The sequence below is a fragment of the Paenibacillus sp. J2R1T-4 genome (genome assembly GCF_059692235.1).
In genome coordinates this window covers 71,760-87,674 of sequence record NZ_JCAUBA010000012.1, presented here as the reverse complement: position 1 = coordinate 87,674, position 15,915 = coordinate 71,760, and the positions used below count along the sequence as shown (strand labels likewise).

Below are 15,915 nucleotides of genomic sequence, written 5' to 3'. Positions count from 1 at the left end.
CATCTTCATTCTACAATTCGTGAACCGGTACGAGTATCCCTTTTCTTTGACTTTGTTATTATGCAATCCTACCCTATAGTTGAGCAAGGCAGCTGATATTCTGACCAATTGTCGTATGGCTAATCGATTGTTCCTGAGGGGAAGCATTTTTTGCCGGAGGATCTTGTGCGGGTACCTCTAAAACGCATTGGGCATAAGCTGATATATGTCATTTTGAGAGGATGTTTTAACATGTTTCCTTATCGCCCGGAAATTCATCATTTCCCATATTCCGATTACAGGTTTACTCCCCGCGGGTATTATTATTTCCCTTATACCGAAGGCGAATGGCTCTGGTGGCGTGGCGCTATTGAATCGGACGAAAGCTGCCGTCTGCCTGAGCAGCAGCGGCTTACATTCGTGCTTGTGCATGGCTCTTGGGCCGACGCTCACTTCTGGGACGGCGTAGCTGCGGTGCTGCGCAGTCAAGGGCATGCCGTCCATACGCCGGAGTACGCAGGTCACGGCACAGATCCGAACAAAAATGTCACGCATGCGATGATCACGAAGTCCGTCGTCGATTATATAACGAGGCTGAACCTGCGCTACATCGTTCTCGTTGGGCACAGCTTCGGTGGATCAGTCATCCAGAAGGTTGCCGAACAGGTACCGGATCGCATCAAGCGCCTCGTTTTCTGGGACGCGTTTGTACTGAAAGACGACGAGTCGGTTGCCGACGAGTTACCGCCTCAAACGAGGCAAGGCTTCGAGCAGCTCAGAGCCGGATCGAAGGACGATACAATCATGCTTCCATTTCCGCTGTTTCGGGATTTGTTCGTCAATACGGCAACCTTGGAGGAAGCCAAACGGTTTTATGCAAGTGTCAGTCCGGAACCGGCGAAACCACTTTTCGAGAAACTGGATCTTAAAACGTTCTATACGCTGCCTACGCCCAAAAGCTATGTCTATTTCTACCAAGACAACGCATTGCCACAAGGAGAGGGCTTCGGCTGGAATCCGCATATGTCCACACGGCTCGGCCTGTTCCGCCTGATCGTCGGCGACGGGGACCACTTTACGGATACGCGCACAAGGCCGGCCATGGTGGCGCAGAAGCTTTACGAGGCGGGCCGGGACTGATCGGGAGCCAAATTTCGCACATCATTGTAGTGTAATCCGGCGAGGTCCTGTAGATCAAAGTTCAGGCTTACGATGCTTGGGCTTTTTTGTCTATGAATTTATAGACGATGAATCATGCCCTACGATAGAAGGTAACAAGGAATGGGGAAATACTCTCATTTGTTGGTTTCGCGGTACTCGCCAGGCGAAATCCCTTCTTGCTTGCGGAACTGACGGGTGAAGTTTTGTGAGTTGCTGTACCTCAGCTTCTCCGCAATGTCCGCTATCCGCATATCGGTTTCCACCAGAAGCTGCTTGGCTTTATCCATCCTATAGCGAACGAGATACTCGCCAAAATTGATACCAGTCTCCTCCAGGAACAAACGCCGCAGCATCAAAATACGCGGTTAACGGATGTATAATCTGCTCCATTAGCCATCTTTCCAGCTCGTCGCTTGCCTTTAGCTGAATCATTTGCTCCAAAAGGGGCTTTTTTCCTTTAAAAATTTCCGCAAAATAAACTCCGGGTTCCGGTACGATCGGCACAAGCAACCTCCCCGTCTAATACAATGTCGTCCGGAAGTACGTCGAACAATTCCGGATACTGCCGCGATTGTTTATCAAGACCTAATATAAAATAACGCGGTTAGGCATGCTTCCATTCCTTCAATAAAGGGCATTATAGAAGGTTCCAATCATGTCTTAGCACGTCGTTGACTTCTGTATGACTCAGTCTAAAACAAAACGATATGCAAAGGATGTCAATTAGTTCTAAGCTTTTTGTTTGAAATGCGTTCCTTCCATACGTTAAGTCTCGAATAAAATGCGTCCTGTTTGTGATAAATCATAACCTTGGATAGGACGTAGCTCATTATGGAAGGATTCCGATTGCAAGACTTGCTTAACTCGTTCAATCCATGCAAGATTTTCTGGTTTTTTTAACATAACAAGATCATATCGCTCTTGAATAAGCGGTATGAAATCCACGCCTCTAACCATAGATGCTGCTTTTTCTATTCCCACTCCGAAATCAGCTTCACCTGTTGCAACTTTACCAGCCACGCCTAAGTGATTCGATTCCTCCTGCTCATAACCATTTAGCAGCTGTTGTGGAATCCCATGAAGACGGAGTTGTTCATCTAACAGTACACGTGCGCCGGAACCTTTTTCACGATTAACCAATCGAAGCCCAGGCTTTTTGAGATCAGCCCAGCCTTGAATTTGTTTAGGATTTCCAAGCTTAACGTATAGACCAGCCGATCGTGACAAGAGATTTACAACAATGTACGAAGAACCAATCAATAATTTTCGGATATATGGGAGGTTATACTCACCTGTGTCACCATCCAGCAGATGAGTGCTGACAATATCCGATTCACCCTTATACATCGAGATTAGACTATCCATACTACCAACATATGAACGAAGCGGTCTGTAATGGGTTACACTTCTTTCAATATGTTTGGCTAAGATGTCTAAGCTAACATCTTGTCCAGTTATCACAAGAGAGTGCTTGGAAGATGAAACTGCTTGGAAAGAATGCTGGGCAAGAGGCTCCACATGTTCACTTTTAATCGTAGAAACCATACCATCTTTTGCACGTGTTTTATAGGCTTCAAGGTCTGATGCATCCACACGCATTTGCTTGCCAACACGATAAGCAGGAAGATCACCTTTTTTAATTAGATCATAAACGGTAAGTTTGGATATTTTCAAAAGTTTAGATATTTCTTCAGTTGTATAGGAAATGTCAGCTGTCATTGTAAACCTCCATAAGCTTGTCTTCTAAAAAGTAGCGTAGATTTACTCACTCCTACATCCATCAGGAACCACCATCATCTATCATATGCTGATAAATAGGGCATTTCAATCCTGTTGTTTACTAATTAAATCTAGTTTAATATAATGATCAATGATTATACTTTTCTAATTATAATCATATATATATAATTTTAACATTGGAGGGTCCGTAATGTTGAGTTTAAGAAAGTTTAGATATATTTTGTATTGTTTTGTTATCGCAACCATGATCATCACAGGTTGCACGAGTCAAAAGGAACAACCAGCAGTAAGTACAACACCAATTCCCACCGAGAAAGTAGAACTAACTATTTCAGCAGCCGCAAGCTTAACCGATGCATTTAAAGAAATTCAAACCAACTATGAGAACAAAAACAAACATATTAAACTCAACTTTAACTTCGGAGCTTCCGGGGCGCTGCAACAGCAAATCGAACAAGGGGCTCCTGCAGACTTATTCTTCTCGGCAGCAACCAAAAATATGAAGGCCCTACTCGATAAGCAATTGATCGATACAACACAGCAAAAAAACTTGTTAATCAATGAATTAGTCGTCATAGTTCCAACAGATGGCAAAGTGGCCATTCAAAAAGTAGAAGATTTAACAAATGAAAATATCAAACATTTAGCAGTTGGAGAACCGCAGACAGTTCCTGCTGGCAGCTACGCGAAAGAGGCGTTGACTAACGCGAAACTTTGGGACGCGCTTCAAGCCAAAATCGTACAGGGCAAAGATGTACGCCAAGTACTTACCTATGTAGAGACTGGGAATGCAGAAGCTGGTTTTGTTTATAAAACGGATGCAATGACTTCAAAAAGTGTCAAAGTAGCATTCAGCGTTGATCCAAAATCGTACACACCGATTGAATACCCTGTTGGTGTTGTAAAAGCAACTAAACACAGCAAAGAAACGGCTGACTTTTACGCTTATCTTCAAAGTAAAGAAGCACAAGATGTATTTGTCAAATACGGATTTTCTATTCCAAAATGAGGATGGGGCACATTAACTGGACAGAATTTGCTTCTCCTATACTACTTTCGTTAAAGGTATCTGTTGTATCCAGCATCTTTGTTCTACTAATAGGAGGAATAGCAGCTTGGAGCATGTCGCGGCGTAAGTTTAGCGGAAAGACATTGTTAGAAACTACCTTTCTCCTGCCTTTAGTGCTCCCTCCAACAGTCGTTGGCTTTATCTTATTAGTTCTATTGGGTAAAAAGAGTTGGATTGGATACCTAATGGACAGCTTTTTCGATCAGTCTATCATATTTACATGGGGGGCTGCCGTGATCGCTTCGATCGTCGTGGCTTTTCCTTTAGTTTATCAAACGATGAAAACCGGGTTTTCACTAGTCAACAAAGATTTGGAGGACGCGGGGAGATCAATCGGAGCAAATGAGTGGCAAGTTCTTCGATACATAACCTTGCCTTTGGCATGGCGTTCTGTCATAGCAGCTTACATTCTTGGTTTTGCCAGAGGGCTGGGAGAATTCGGTGCCACACTTATGATCGCGGGCAACATCCCTCACAAAACCCAAACTTTGCCTACCGCCATCTATATTGCTGTTGAATCTGGTGATCAAATTCTTGCATGGTGCTGGACAGTAGCCATTATATTCATTTCATTCGGACTGATGTTTATCGTTAACCACAGAGCTAAGAATTAGAGAAGTTGGATTAATTAGGGTGTACTGGTGTTTGCGCCGCCGGCAGCTCGGCATGCTTTTGCTCGAATATCAAATTCGTGCCCGATCCATTTCATCGCGCTAACATGCCCGTTTAGTAGAAGAAGAAGGAGAACGACGTTCTCCTTTATCAGATATGTTTTGTTGCTAAAAATTATCATGTTCCATGAACTACTGGAATCATCCATTCATAATGCAATTTATCGTTTAATTGATAACGTTCCAAATTAGGTCCCGCAGGCTCAAATCCGAATGATTGCAAGAGAAGCATGAGACTAAAACAAGCATAGGGATCGTTGGAAAAACTGTCCATGACAACGAATAGTGTAGGTTCGATCGTTTCGATCTCTACATCATTGAGTAGCTTATCAGGCAGTGAAACCTTACTGCGAAGGCGAAACCCAACTTTACCAATCATCTCGTTTCCAACAATATGCTCTTGTTTTACAAACGCCTCTTGTGCATGTAATAGTCCCTTACTCCTCAACAATTCTGCTCTCTCTTCGATCACTCGTGCAAAAGGATTCATCTGCCTTTTAACTTGGTGGCGAAACCACATCATATGTACCTGGGTATCCCATTTTACCAAACGAATATGTTCATCCTTAGGTTCGATACCAAATAAAAACTGCTTTGCGACGTGGAGTACAGAGAGTTTCGCATCAATATCACGACGCCACTTATTCATCCACTCTAGTTGCTTGGCTTCGTCAGCATTAAGAAACTCCCGAATATCAGCTAGATTAATTCCCGCTTGACGTAATGAATGGATTTTTATTGCTTTAGGAATTTGTTCCTCACGGTAAAGACGATATCCATTTTCTGCTCGTATATCTGGGTGCAACAATCCTTCTTTTTCATAATAACGCAATGTACTAGAGGGGAGACCCGTTCGATCAGAGAAGGATTGAATTGTCATTTTATCTTGCACCAGGACCTCCCCTATTCTATTTAATAATAAGTCCAAACGTTCAACCTATTCCCATCCGGATCGTAAAAATGAAATCCTTGCCAACGCTCGCCTATGATATCGGATACTTCAATATTCTGTTCCTTCAGCCAGTGATTTGCCTTCACAAAGTCCTCTTGTTGTTTAATATGAAAATATAGCCTGGCATTTCTAGTGGTTCTGAACAATCGACCCCTTGCTGCTTAAAATAAAGAAGAGTTTGCTCTAAATTCGCTGTACGAAAACAGAACCGGCAATTGCCTTCTGCATACCCTTCCAATGTAAAGTGCTCAATGTTGCTCTCAAACGACTTCAAATTAACTTGTCCTGGACCTGGCAGCTTAAAAAAAGCCTTTCTTCCTACTGGGCCAGTACCTGTACCTTTTAGTTTCCATCCCATTTTCTCGCGATACCACTCAACCGCCTCGTCAAACTGATTCCACGGAACCATAATAAATCCACCGTCAAATTTAAAATAAGGTGTGTCCAATGATTTCCCCTCCGTTTTTCAATTATATGGAAGTATCATACACCTTAAAGCAACTTCAAGGTCAACACTTTTTTCTGCGATATACCATTGATGCAACGTTCACCTAGATAAAAAAGAATAAAAAGGCTTAACGAATCTTTCGAAAGTTCACTCTTTTATTACTTATTCTCTATAGAAAAATTAAATGAAAAAGTGAAAAATTCGACGATTTACGATAGCGCTTTCATGAAATAAGATGGAGAGGAATGATCAATAAAATGATATTGGAGGAGTTGCTGAATGTACAAAGCCCTCAAAAAAGGCAAAGCTTCGTTTAGCTGGCTATTGTCCGTCATGTTGATTTTATCCATGATGGGTGGAGCTTTGCCGGTAATGGCGGAGGACGCACCGGTACCACAACCCCCGATCCAGGCAGCAGAATTACAAGATTTTTTCGCTCCAGTTCAAAGTACAGGAAGCATGGCAGTGAAGCTTTATCCAACGGAAGTTGTAAGTGCGGGAACGTCTACTCTAGTTACTTTCGGCATTCCGTTTACGCGGGGTTCAGTGAAAGAACAGCAGCTTGGTCAAGTGAGAGTATTGAAGAACGGAGTGGAAATTCCTGCATTTGTTGAGCAGCTTACTCCTTGGCGTCATGCTACAAATTCAAGTGTCGATAATGAATCCGTTCGGATCGCACGTATTCAGATTCACTACACATTTACTAATGCTTTTCCCGGCTTTGAAGAAATTACCGTCGAATGGGGCGGTGAAGCTCGGGGACAAAACGTCAGTACTCTCGAAGATCCACGCAGTGCGTGGCATAAAGTCACAACGGGAACATTTGTCGAAGCTGATAACGTGCACGAGCCTGATGTTTATGCGGTTTTGCCTAAAGATATCCTGAGTGATGGAGCCGTAAGACCGCATCTGATGAACCCTATGGACGACAGCGTCCCATTAACTAGACAAGATCCACAATCCATGAAATCCCAGCTTCATATGGATGAATATCTGGCTTATGATCATTCTTCCATTAACAATTTTTATACGGCTATTAACGAAGATGATCCGAAAGAAACCAGGTTAATGAATTATAAAACCGTAGGGGACGTTTGGCTTTTTGATCGTTCTTCGACCATGTTTGTTACATATATGCGGAGCGGGGCGTTCAAAGTATTGCGCGAAGCGGTACGCAGCACGGAATTTTATCGGACGAAAATTAACCCGAACGGGACATTTTCTTTAAGAACGAGCGCTATGTATAGCACCAATGAAAATCTTGCATATGCCCACTGGCTTACAGGGGATAATGTCATGCGAGGCGATATTTCCAAGATTGTCAACGCTTATAAAAATTCAGCTCATAAATGGAGCCCTGAATTAGGTTTTTGGACGGAACGAATCGTGGGTCTGAAGCTTCTGGCTAACGTTGTCGCCTATGAAGTGTTAGGGGACCAGGAGTATAAAGACACGATGAGGGATATTGTCGATGCACTGATATGGCATCAAAATGGAGCAGACGGAGAAATTCCAGCACAGCGTGTGGACGGAGGGTTATATCACACAAGTGCGCAGCATAGTGAAGGAATGCCAGGGACGGTTGCATCTCCGTGGATGTCTGTATTTGTCAATGACGCGATGGTACGCGCTTATGCATTTACCGAGAATCTTGATATCCCGCAGTTTGTAATAAGGCTGGGCAATTTCTTAAAAGCTGCAAGCAAGTCGACCACGACTGGTGAAGTTTGGGCGGAAAATCCACCATACGCAACTAGTCCGCACAGTTATTCCAGTATTCATCCGGGAGCGCTCGTATTCCCTGATTACATGATGAATATAGATGGGACAAGCAATCTTCGCTGGTCGGACGACGTTGAACACGCAATCGATGTTGCTGGGGTCGTAGCCTGGGCTGCTTATTTCTCGAAAAAGCTGGGGACAGCGGACGAAGAGTTAGTAAGGCTTGCTAACAAATTATACTATACTTACGAAGTAGGAATTAATTATTGGATTCTTCCGTTAAACGCGCATCCAGATGTATACGTTTACCGGGTAACTCCCCCTCGTAAATACAGCTGGCAATTGAGGACGACAGGCCAATTCTCATGGCTTATGGAGCAACTGGGAGGCCGGTCTCCAAACGGTAATTTCTATGCCCATGTTCCCTATACTCCTAATGCACCTGTTACGACATACGCTTTTGCACAACCGAGAACAGGAATGGTTAAACTGGAATTTGACGTAACACCGCTTGCAGACAATGTAAATGGGCATATCGCGTTCAACTCAGCGAATTCCGTCATGAGCTTCTCTAGTGATCGAAGAATAAACTTAATGCTTGCAACAAATGGCAGATTTTCCGCAAACAACAATACAGCAACAACAGCTGCAAATGTGATTCCCTATGTCAAAGATAAGACCTATCATTTTGAAGTGACGATTGACCTCGCCAATAAAAAGTATAGCGCTGCGGTGGATGGAGTAACACTTGCCGATAATTATACTTTCCGCAGTAATGCGGCATTAGCAAAAAATAACATCGGCGTCATGGGAGTGGTAGCGCTAGGTGGCAGCTTCAATGTGACGAACTTTAGTGAGAAGCTGATCGGACTTGTCGATAACAACAAGATTGGACTGAACGAGACGACCAACCCAGTTATAGTCAATGGAGTAAATGTATATTCTGTAGGTCCAACGCACAAATTCAAGAAGGTGCAGGATGTCGTTGCGCTGTTGCAACCAGGTGATATTGTAGAAGTCGATGGGGATACGATTTATCCGGCTCCAATATTCATAGACCCCTCGAATGCGGGAACGAAAGTAAAGCCGATAACGATCAAAGGCTTATCCAAGCATGGCAGCAGACCGATTCTCAAAACATTGAACGCAACGAATATGGTGGATATCGCCGCTGATAACATTGTATTTGATAACTTCGAAGTAATTGGTAATCTGGCTGAGGTATTGGCAAGATTCCCTGACGTTCATTACGGCAACATTATGTCTCAGCCAGGCTCCGTTAGAACGGATATTTCAAATCAGACCGTTTATCGGGCAATCTTCCACAAAGCCGACAACCTGGTTGTCAGAAACAGCGTGATCCACGATGCTAGAATGGGCATACTCGGATCCGACTTTGGTTCCGGCAGCATTACGGTCGAATATAACGAAGTATACCGCAATGGTACAAACGGAGGACATCATAATCTGTATCTGGCTGCAGATGAGGCTACCCACCCGGACTCTGTAGCGAGGGTGCAATATAACTACATTCATGACTCCAATTCAGGGAACGGTCTAAAAACGAGAGCACGCCGCAACGAGGTATATTTTAACTGGTTTGAAAACAACTATCACCAAAGCCTTGAACTCATCGGTCCCGACCCAGCCTTCGGTACTATAGACGACAACGGGGTCGAAAAGTACGCTTTCGTATCTACTGAAGAATTAAGGAAGACGAACCCTGAATATGGCGAATTGTTCCGGAGGGAAGATTCGGATGTTGTCGGAAACGTTATTATTCATACCCAAGGCTCGCTCGTTCGCGTGGGCGGTGACGGGACATCGGATTTATCCGAGTATACAGGCAAAGTCGGACCTTCCTTTGGCCAGACGTATGGACGATATCGTTTTGTAAATAACACGTTTGTTCATTATATGGACGACACTGGAGCAACGAATACACCGGTACAGGCGATCCGCATTGAGTTCGGTGTAGAGAGCGTTGAGATGTACAATAACGTGTTCTATAAGCCGGAAGGCAGACCAATGATCATTGTCTCGGAAAATACGGATCCTCAGTCTATTAATAAGGCAAATTGGGCATCCGGCAGCAGGCAGGTCACGGGAGCGAATAACTGGGTTCAAACCGATGCTCTTGGTGTACCTGATAAGAAAGAATGGAAAGGAACAATAACAGGGTCGAATCCAGGATTCATCGATGCCAGCGCTGCTGTGAAAAACTTTAAACTAACTGAGGATAGCCCATTAGTTGGGGCAGGTATTGGCATTAAACATACTGTCGCAACATGGGACGATTGGCAGAATACGTTGTATGACTATCCGGCTCCATGGCCAAAAGCAGGATTCGATATGAGTACTTATGTTGGGCAACCTGTTGAGTCGCAAAACTCGGATAACGAATTCCCAAATCCGTTGTTGAGCGTTGCATATGATGTGGTGAATCCAACAACAATGGATGCTTCTCCACGCGAGGACGTTAAGAAAATTGCCATTGGAGCCTACGGAAAAGTGAAGTCGAACGGCGGTGGTAACAACGGCGGTGGTAACAACGGCGGTGGTAACAACAGCGGTGGTAACAAATAGTTATTCGATTGATGCAGACAGCATTAACGGTTACTAAACCTATTGTTAAAAGGTAAACACTACACTGTTAAATTGGCGAAGATACCTATTAAAAGTTGGCTTTCCTCAAGGCACAGAGCAGAGCAAAGGCTGCCGATTGGATCTCCTCGGCAGCCTAGTTTGTGATATGGTCATTGCAACCTCCTCCCCACCATTACGTAATAATAGGTATTATTTTACTTTTGAGGAGGTTTGTGCATGGAAATAGTTAGTCTTTTCTTACTTATCTCCATCGTTCTATTAGTGATTCATATCGCTCTAGTTGTTTGGGCTTATCGGGATTGTGTAAGTAGAGGAAAGAGTCAGGAATTTGCACTATTTACTCTAATTGGACTTATGTTTTTTCCTGTCTTAGGTTTGATCGTATATCTCCTTATCCGTAATGATTGAACTTAAATAACCTCTCGTTATACTGGAATTATGTTCTCGCTCTCCGTTCAACAGCAAATGAATTACAACTCGTTATTTCTCCCAAAGCTCGACCAGTCGACCTTCAGGATCTTCAATCCAAATAAACTTTCCAAATTCACTAATCTCTTTTTTCTTTGCAAGAGGTACACCAATATGTTCAAGATGCTTAATAGTCTCGTCTAGATTATATACTTGGAAATTTAACATCACTTGTTGTTCTGTTGGAAAATAACTGTCATTCTCGGTAAAGAAAGAAAAGATAGTTTCATTTCCTAATTGGGGTTTTATCACAGTCCCATTCCAATTTTCTATTTCAATCTTCAACACTTCACTGTACCATTTTTTTATAACTTCAAGATTCTTAGTTCTCCAAAATATTCCTCCGAAACCTTTTATCATCGTATCTAACTCCTGTCTGTCATCAAATTTTAGGATCCTCTGACTGCGTAGCAGCCAGTGAATCCCTATTGAAGTAACGTTCTCCATTAGTTGAATCTACGCAGTCACCGAAACAGCATTGTTTCAAACTCCAAAGACTTATATTTTGTTCCATTGGATAACTCTTCCGCAATCCCCTTCCATTGATGCGGATCAGGTACGGATTTCCCCCCACCTAAAGCCTCTGTCCACTGCTGATGAATGTCGTGCATGACTTGGATTTGTTTTTGTATTCCTTCGATCTGAAATGAATCGGAGTCAGGCAGCAATACCTTTTTATCTAAGTACTGTGTCATTGTATAGGCAATCACGGCAGGTTCCATTGAAAGCTTCTCCAGAGGTTTTCCCAAGCGCTGGATTACCAAACCATGTAGATCACTGTACGATTTCGAAAACGTAAGGGTCCCTTCACGTAGTTTACGCATTTCCTCAACGGATAACGTTTCACCTCCGATTAGTCGCTCCATCAGTTTAAGATTATCGAAGGCGGCTGTGAACAGAACCGTTACTTGATTACCCAGCGACGTGTCGTAATAACCTTCGTATCGGGCCACCTCCTGCCGAGTTACAATCAACCCCCACGATACTATTATTAAGACAATAAGTTCTGCTAAAGCGATTAATACCCAGAATTGCCGATTCCGCAACACTTGCAAAGTCGTCCTACCTCCTTTTTATTACCTTATAAATCTTGAGATAATCGAACCATATCCCTACACTGAATTCCGTTCTCATAAATCTCTTCTGGGTAGTGCTTAATGAAAAAGTCTACTTCAACACCAACAATTCGAAAGCCACACTTCTGATATAGAGCTAATTGTCCTATGCCTGAATTTCCAGTACCAATTTCAATTGTTGTATATCCACTCGTTTTGGCTGTATCAATTGCATGTAATACTAACTGCTTCCCTATACCTCTACCATGCATCGCTACAATAACGGCAATGTTCACCAATTCAAGTGTTCCAGGTCTTGTAGGTAGAAGCACATAAATTCCGATAATTTGATTGTCCTCTTCAGCTACAAAACACTCTCCTCTTTTAACGTATTCCTCCACAAGCTTTCGAGAAGGGTCTGCTAATAACAACAGTTCCAATGGGTAATTTTCGTTTGAATTAAGTTTTCTAATATTCATTTCTTTCTCCTTAGGTAAGATGGTACCTCTCATTTTACCATGAATTATCCTGCCCGTTTGTTGAATGAAGCCGCTGATGCTTGTCAGCGGCCTCTTGTTGGTTTAGCTCTTGTGCCCGTTCGTAAATATCTACCTAATAATGCCACCATCCTTCAACTCCGTTAATTGAACAGTTTTTCTAAAGTTAAAAATCACTCGAAATTCCTAAGTTTAAAAAGCTTGAGATCTGCGAAAAAATCTTGTGTACCCTTTTTCAAAGTTGGGTTTTCTGGGATTTCCCTGGATATTTTCTACCATATCATACAAACCATAGATCTTATCGTACATTTGGCTTCTCTCATATAGTTTTGCATCTTCTGAACCATACTCCTCGAATACCTCTTGCCTGAATTCTTTAGGAAAATAGTACATATACATAAAATCCAATGCCGGATCTTCAATTCCAGCTTCACTAAAATCTAAAATTCCGATTCGACCGCTACTCTCATCCCATAGAATATTATCATAGTGGAAATCCCCATGCACAATACATGTCTGAACCGATGTTGAAATTTCATAATAATAATTTAGGAAATCCTTCACTTGTTCCATCTCTGATTGTGACAGTTTGGACTGTAGAAACTTAACCCCTTCAACCATGTCATTCCGAACATGTTGTACAAAGCCGGTTTGTAAGGCGAGTCTTGGTTCTGATGTCATATGTAGTTGTTTTAAAAAACTTCCTGCTACTCGACCTATTTGTTGTGCGTTTTCCAAATGTTTTTCCACATACTGAGGTGTAATTCGATATCCTGGCACGTATGTTTCCACCACGAAATTCTGGGTTGGAGAAATATACAGGCACTCTGGCAAAACTGCCTCTTTCTGCCTTGCTAATCTGCGAATCAGTTCCTGCCGTACGTTATATCGTTCTAACTGTAATCCATCACGAAAGAAAGCAATTACCGTTTTCTTATCCAAAATCAAAACATCTTTCTCACATCCTGTGGTGATGAACTCAACTTCCTGAAAAGATAGTTCCCCCATTTCCGCTTTCACATGTTCCAGCTTTTGCTTAATCAATTGCTTCTTCCATTTATCCAAATGCATCCATGCCTCCATATTTATCACTGTTTTAATGATGCATCCACGTGTTATTTTGCCAGTTGTTGAATAAAAAAAGCAGACCTCCAAGGTAGCCTGCTTCATCAAGTTTATCCAGTAGTGCTTTGATATTACCTGTTAAAAATAACGATATAATTGCTGGAATAACAGATAATACGATGACGTGTTAGAATGAGTACACATCTTTATAATTGTTTATTTGCCTCCTTCTTGCCGCTGAATTAGTTCACGGTTTTGGGTTCTTGTATCAAACTCATAGAGGGAGAAACCATTACCGACATAAGTTATTCTAATTCTAATTTTTCCCTCTTTTAAGATTTCATTATATTTTTTTTCTGATAGTTTTATAAATTCATAAGTAGGTTTACTTCTTTGATCTGAGTTTATTATATTTTTTTTGATTATTAGTTCATTATTAGTCTTGTCAATGTTATATTTTCTAAAGTTGTAACCTACCCACTAAACTAATTATGATTGCAAGTATGGTTACATTTTTAGAATTCATTGTAATCCTTCCTTAAAACCTTATTGCCCCAATATTTTACCACATTTTGTAATAAGGAGGGCGTAAAGATTACAGAATCCAATTAAACGTTTATTACATTAAACTCCCGTTGAGAAAACGGCAGCAGATTATAAACCTGCCGCCGTTCCTTGTGTTGATTAGCAATCGATTCCTTGAGCTGTCTGCAACAAAATTATATTCAGAAAATGACACGATCGCCCCCCAACTGTAAGCCGAGACGAGGGCGATCGTTGCATTACCTTATCTTACCTTCAATTACCTTATCTTACTTGCCCTGCTTGTTCATGTACTCGATATATTCCTTCTCCGCATCCGCCGTTGCCGGGTACCATTCCTTATCTAGGAAATCCTTGAATTGCGCAAGCGTAATTTGACCTAGAATGAATTTCATCTCCTGGTCGTCCTTCTTCTTCACCAGATCCGGGATCGCACTGTTCAAGTTCAGGATCTTTGGCGAGCGGACCGCCGGAATGTTGATCACTTTCATTTGCTTCAGCGCGTTATCCAACTGCGCCTTGTATTTGCCCAAGCGTTCTTCGGTGTCTGCACCCTCGATCGTAGAGGCGCTGCCGTCGATGGCGTTGGCCAGCGTCATGTACGTGCTCGTGAGCGTTGACAGCTTCGTATTCTGATCCACTGTGCGGCTGATCTTCTTTGTCGCCGGGTCATACGATTCGAATGTGATCCCCTTCACTCCAATTTGAAGCAGCGCGTTCGCTTCCGTCGTATTGCCCCAATCTAGGAACTTCAACACCGCATCGACATTCTTGCTTGATTTTGGAATCATCCAGCCGCCCCATACCGCAGGTGTAACCCAGTCGCTCGCTACGCCGCTCGAGTCCTTCAATACGCCATGGTACGTATATTTCTTGTCAGACTCTTTGTCCTTTGCCAGGTTGCCCATAACAGCATATTGGTGTGAATAGATGATCCCAATTTTGTTCTGGTTCAGCTTGTCTTGGTCGACGTAGATCTTATTGATCAGGAACTCCGGATCGATCAGCTTCTCATCGTTCAGTTGCTTCAGATAAGTCAGGAACGGAATGTATCCGGACATTTTCTCACGGATCTTGTAGCTGCCATCCGTATCCTTCGCCCCGTTCACGATCGGGAGGCTGAACGCTGAAGCGAGGAAATTCGACGCATTCCAGATCGAGTTGTTGCCGAGTGTTGGGTTGGAGAAGCTGACGCAGTAGGTGTCGGCCTTGCCGTTGCCGTCCGGATCATTTTTCGTGAACGCCTTGCACACGTTGGCGAACTCGTCGAGTGTAACAGGCGCTTTCATTTGGACTTTATCTAGCCACTGCTGGTTGATCATATACCCCCAATGGTTGACGACATTCGGTCTTGGGATCATGTAGAGCTTGCCGTCCGTTGTCGATTTGGCACCGTCCCACATTTCCTTCGTGATGTTCTTCATGAGGTTCGGATATTTAGCAATCTTGTCATCCAGCGGCGTGAGCAGTCCGTTCTTTGCCCACGTCTCCATGTTGGCGTCCGCGCCGCCCCAGTTGTACACGAGGTCAGGCAAATCGCCCGAAGCCATCATAACCTGCAGCTTGTCGACGTAGTTATTGATCGGAGGCGCTTCGATTGACAGCTTGACATTAGCCAGCTTCTCGACTTCGGCGATAACCGGATTGTTCTCCAGTACGATGCCGGCGTTCACCCGATTAAACATCTTGATCGTAGTAGCCACCGCTGGCTTGACGCCCCCTGGAGTGGTGCTAGCCGCGTTATTGCCAGTGTCCTTGCTGTCGCCGTTGCTGCCGCAAGCCACCACTAACGGCACGATCAACGTCAGTGTTGCCAGACTGCGAACGAAATGCTTGACCGCCTTCTTTTCCATATACCCAACTCTCCCTTTGACTGTAAGATCTATTACAACTGCAAGCGAGGCCTGCAGCTATAAGCAAATGGTTATGCGAACGACT

At 43.3% G+C, this 15,915-nt stretch carries 16 protein-coding genes; 5 read left to right on the top strand and 11 right to left on the bottom strand.

The window, feature by feature from the left end; translation table 11 throughout:
* The first annotated feature begins 165 nt into the window (after nucleotides 1–165).
* Nucleotides 166–1,119, top strand: coding sequence for an alpha/beta fold hydrolase (locus AC58QD_RS19860; RefSeq protein WP_497336461.1), 954 nt, complete (start codon nucleotides 166–168; stop codon nucleotides 1,117–1,119).
* 155 nt (nucleotides 1,120–1,274) lie between these two features.
* Here the strand turns inward: AC58QD_RS19860 and AC58QD_RS19855 are convergent, their stop codons facing one another.
* From AC58QD_RS19855 to AC58QD_RS19845, 3 genes are all read right to left on the bottom strand, one after another.
* The gene (locus AC58QD_RS19855) at nucleotides 1,275–1,493 is read right to left on the bottom strand and encodes a helix-turn-helix transcriptional regulator (RefSeq protein WP_497336459.1); all 219 of its coding nucleotides are present in this window, start codon (nucleotides 1,491–1,493) and stop codon (nucleotides 1,275–1,277) included.
* A complete protein-coding gene (locus AC58QD_RS19850) occupies nucleotides 1,429–1,644 on the bottom strand; it encodes a hypothetical protein (protein ID WP_497336748.1) in 216 nt (71 codons plus the stop codon). Before AC58QD_RS19850 ends, AC58QD_RS19855 begins: the two co-directional genes overlap by 65 nt.
* 261 nt (nucleotides 1,645–1,905) lie before the next feature.
* Entirely contained in the window at nucleotides 1,906–2,859 is a 954-nt protein-coding gene (locus AC58QD_RS19845; RefSeq protein ID WP_497336457.1) for a substrate-binding domain-containing protein, read from the bottom strand.
* Between the two features lie 211 nt (nucleotides 2,860–3,070).
* Between AC58QD_RS19845 and modA the strand changes: the two genes are divergently transcribed.
* Together modA and modB are read left to right on the top strand one after the other, a co-directional pair.
* Nucleotides 3,071–3,889, top strand: coding sequence for a molybdate ABC transporter substrate-binding protein (gene modA / locus AC58QD_RS19840; protein WP_497336455.1), 819 nt, complete (start codon nucleotides 3,071–3,073; stop codon nucleotides 3,887–3,889).
* A complete protein-coding gene (gene modB / locus AC58QD_RS19835; protein WP_497336453.1) occupies nucleotides 3,886–4,563 on the top strand; it encodes a molybdate ABC transporter permease subunit in 678 nt (225 codons plus the stop codon). The genes modA and modB overlap by 4 nt, the downstream gene beginning before the upstream one ends.
* A 175-nt stretch (nucleotides 4,564–4,738) precedes the next feature.
* Here the strand turns inward: modB and AC58QD_RS19830 are convergent, their stop codons facing one another.
* The 3 genes from AC58QD_RS19830 to AC58QD_RS19820 are packed head-to-tail and all read right to left on the bottom strand — an operon-like array spanning nucleotide 4,739 to nucleotide 6,020.
* Entirely contained in the window at nucleotides 4,739–5,512 is a 774-nt protein-coding gene (locus tag AC58QD_RS19830; RefSeq protein ID WP_497336451.1) for a helix-turn-helix domain-containing protein, read from the bottom strand.
* A gap of 20 nt (nucleotides 5,513–5,532) precedes the next feature.
* Entirely contained in the window at nucleotides 5,533–5,658 is a 126-nt protein-coding gene (locus tag AC58QD_RS19825) for a VOC family protein (RefSeq protein ID WP_497336449.1), read from the bottom strand.
* Nucleotides 5,655–6,020: a VOC family protein gene (locus AC58QD_RS19820; RefSeq protein ID WP_497336447.1), complete on the bottom strand. Its 366-nt coding sequence runs from the start codon at nucleotides 6,018–6,020 to the stop codon at nucleotides 5,655–5,657. Before AC58QD_RS19820 ends, AC58QD_RS19825 begins: the two co-directional genes overlap by 4 nt.
* Before the next feature lie 279 nt (nucleotides 6,021–6,299).
* On the opposite strand from AC58QD_RS19820, the gene AC58QD_RS19815 reads away from it, so the two are divergent.
* The gene (locus AC58QD_RS19815; RefSeq protein WP_497336445.1) at nucleotides 6,300–10,328 is read left to right on the top strand and encodes a right-handed parallel beta-helix repeat-containing protein; all 4,029 of its coding nucleotides are present in this window, start codon (nucleotides 6,300–6,302) and stop codon (nucleotides 10,326–10,328) included.
* 237 nt (nucleotides 10,329–10,565) lie between these two features.
* Nucleotides 10,566–10,757 carry a PLDc N-terminal domain-containing protein gene (locus AC58QD_RS19810; RefSeq protein WP_497336443.1) on the top strand — a complete coding sequence of 64 codons (192 nt, stop codon included), beginning with the start codon at nucleotides 10,566–10,568 and terminating at the stop codon, nucleotides 10,755–10,757.
* A 72-nt stretch (nucleotides 10,758–10,829) separates the two neighbouring features.
* Here AC58QD_RS19810 and AC58QD_RS19805 read toward each other — a convergent pair whose 3' ends face one another.
* The 5 genes from AC58QD_RS19805 to AC58QD_RS19785 form a co-directional block, all read right to left on the bottom strand.
* Complete coding sequence (locus AC58QD_RS19805; protein ID WP_497336441.1) at nucleotides 10,830–11,177, bottom strand: VOC family protein; 348 nt, start codon at nucleotides 11,175–11,177, stop codon at nucleotides 10,830–10,832.
* A 104-nt stretch (nucleotides 11,178–11,281) separates the two neighbouring features.
* On the bottom strand, nucleotides 11,282–11,872 hold the full coding sequence (locus AC58QD_RS19800) for a hypothetical protein (RefSeq protein ID WP_497336439.1): 591 nt from the start codon (nucleotides 11,870–11,872) through the stop codon (nucleotides 11,282–11,284).
* 26 nt (nucleotides 11,873–11,898) lie between these two features.
* Nucleotides 11,899–12,351, bottom strand: coding sequence for a GNAT family N-acetyltransferase (locus AC58QD_RS19795; protein ID WP_497336437.1), 453 nt, complete (start codon nucleotides 12,349–12,351; stop codon nucleotides 11,899–11,901).
* A gap of 210 nt (nucleotides 12,352–12,561) precedes the next feature.
* Nucleotides 12,562–13,434 (bottom strand): phosphotransferase family protein, encoded by an 873-nt coding sequence (locus AC58QD_RS19790; RefSeq protein ID WP_497336435.1) that lies wholly within the window; start codon nucleotides 13,432–13,434, stop codon nucleotides 12,562–12,564.
* A gap of 812 nt (nucleotides 13,435–14,246) precedes the next feature.
* A complete protein-coding gene (locus AC58QD_RS19785) occupies nucleotides 14,247–15,830 on the bottom strand; it encodes an extracellular solute-binding protein (RefSeq protein WP_497336433.1) in 1,584 nt (527 codons plus the stop codon).
* Between the last annotated feature and the right edge of the window lie 85 nt (nucleotides 15,831–15,915).

Bases quoted from the DNA above. Each gene is read 5' to 3' on its own strand.
- AC58QD_RS19855 (WP_497336459.1), bottom strand. From the start codon at position 1,493: ATGCTGCGGCGTTTGTTCCTGGAGGAGACTGGTATCAATTTTGGCGAG.
- AC58QD_RS19845 (WP_497336457.1), bottom strand. From the start codon at position 2,859: ATGACAGCTGACATTTCCTATACAACTGAAGAAATATCTAAACTTTTG.
- modA (WP_497336455.1), top strand. From the start codon at position 3,071: ATGTTGAGTTTAAGAAAGTTTAGATATATTTTGTATTGTTTTGTTATC.
- modB (WP_497336453.1), top strand. From the start codon at position 3,886: ATGAGGATGGGGCACATTAACTGGACAGAATTTGCTTCTCCTATACTA.
- AC58QD_RS19815 (WP_497336445.1), top strand. From the start codon at position 6,300: ATGTACAAAGCCCTCAAAAAAGGCAAAGCTTCGTTTAGCTGGCTATTG.
- AC58QD_RS19810 (WP_497336443.1), top strand. From the start codon at position 10,566: ATGGAAATAGTTAGTCTTTTCTTACTTATCTCCATCGTTCTATTAGTG.
- AC58QD_RS19805 (WP_497336441.1), bottom strand. From the start codon at position 11,177: ATGATAAAAGGTTTCGGAGGAATATTTTGGAGAACTAAGAATCTTGAA.
- AC58QD_RS19795 (WP_497336437.1), bottom strand. From the start codon at position 12,351: ATGAATATTAGAAAACTTAATTCAAACGAAAATTACCCATTGGAACTG.
- AC58QD_RS19785 (WP_497336433.1), bottom strand. From the start codon at position 15,830: ATGGAAAAGAAGGCGGTCAAGCATTTCGTTCGCAGTCTGGCAACACTG.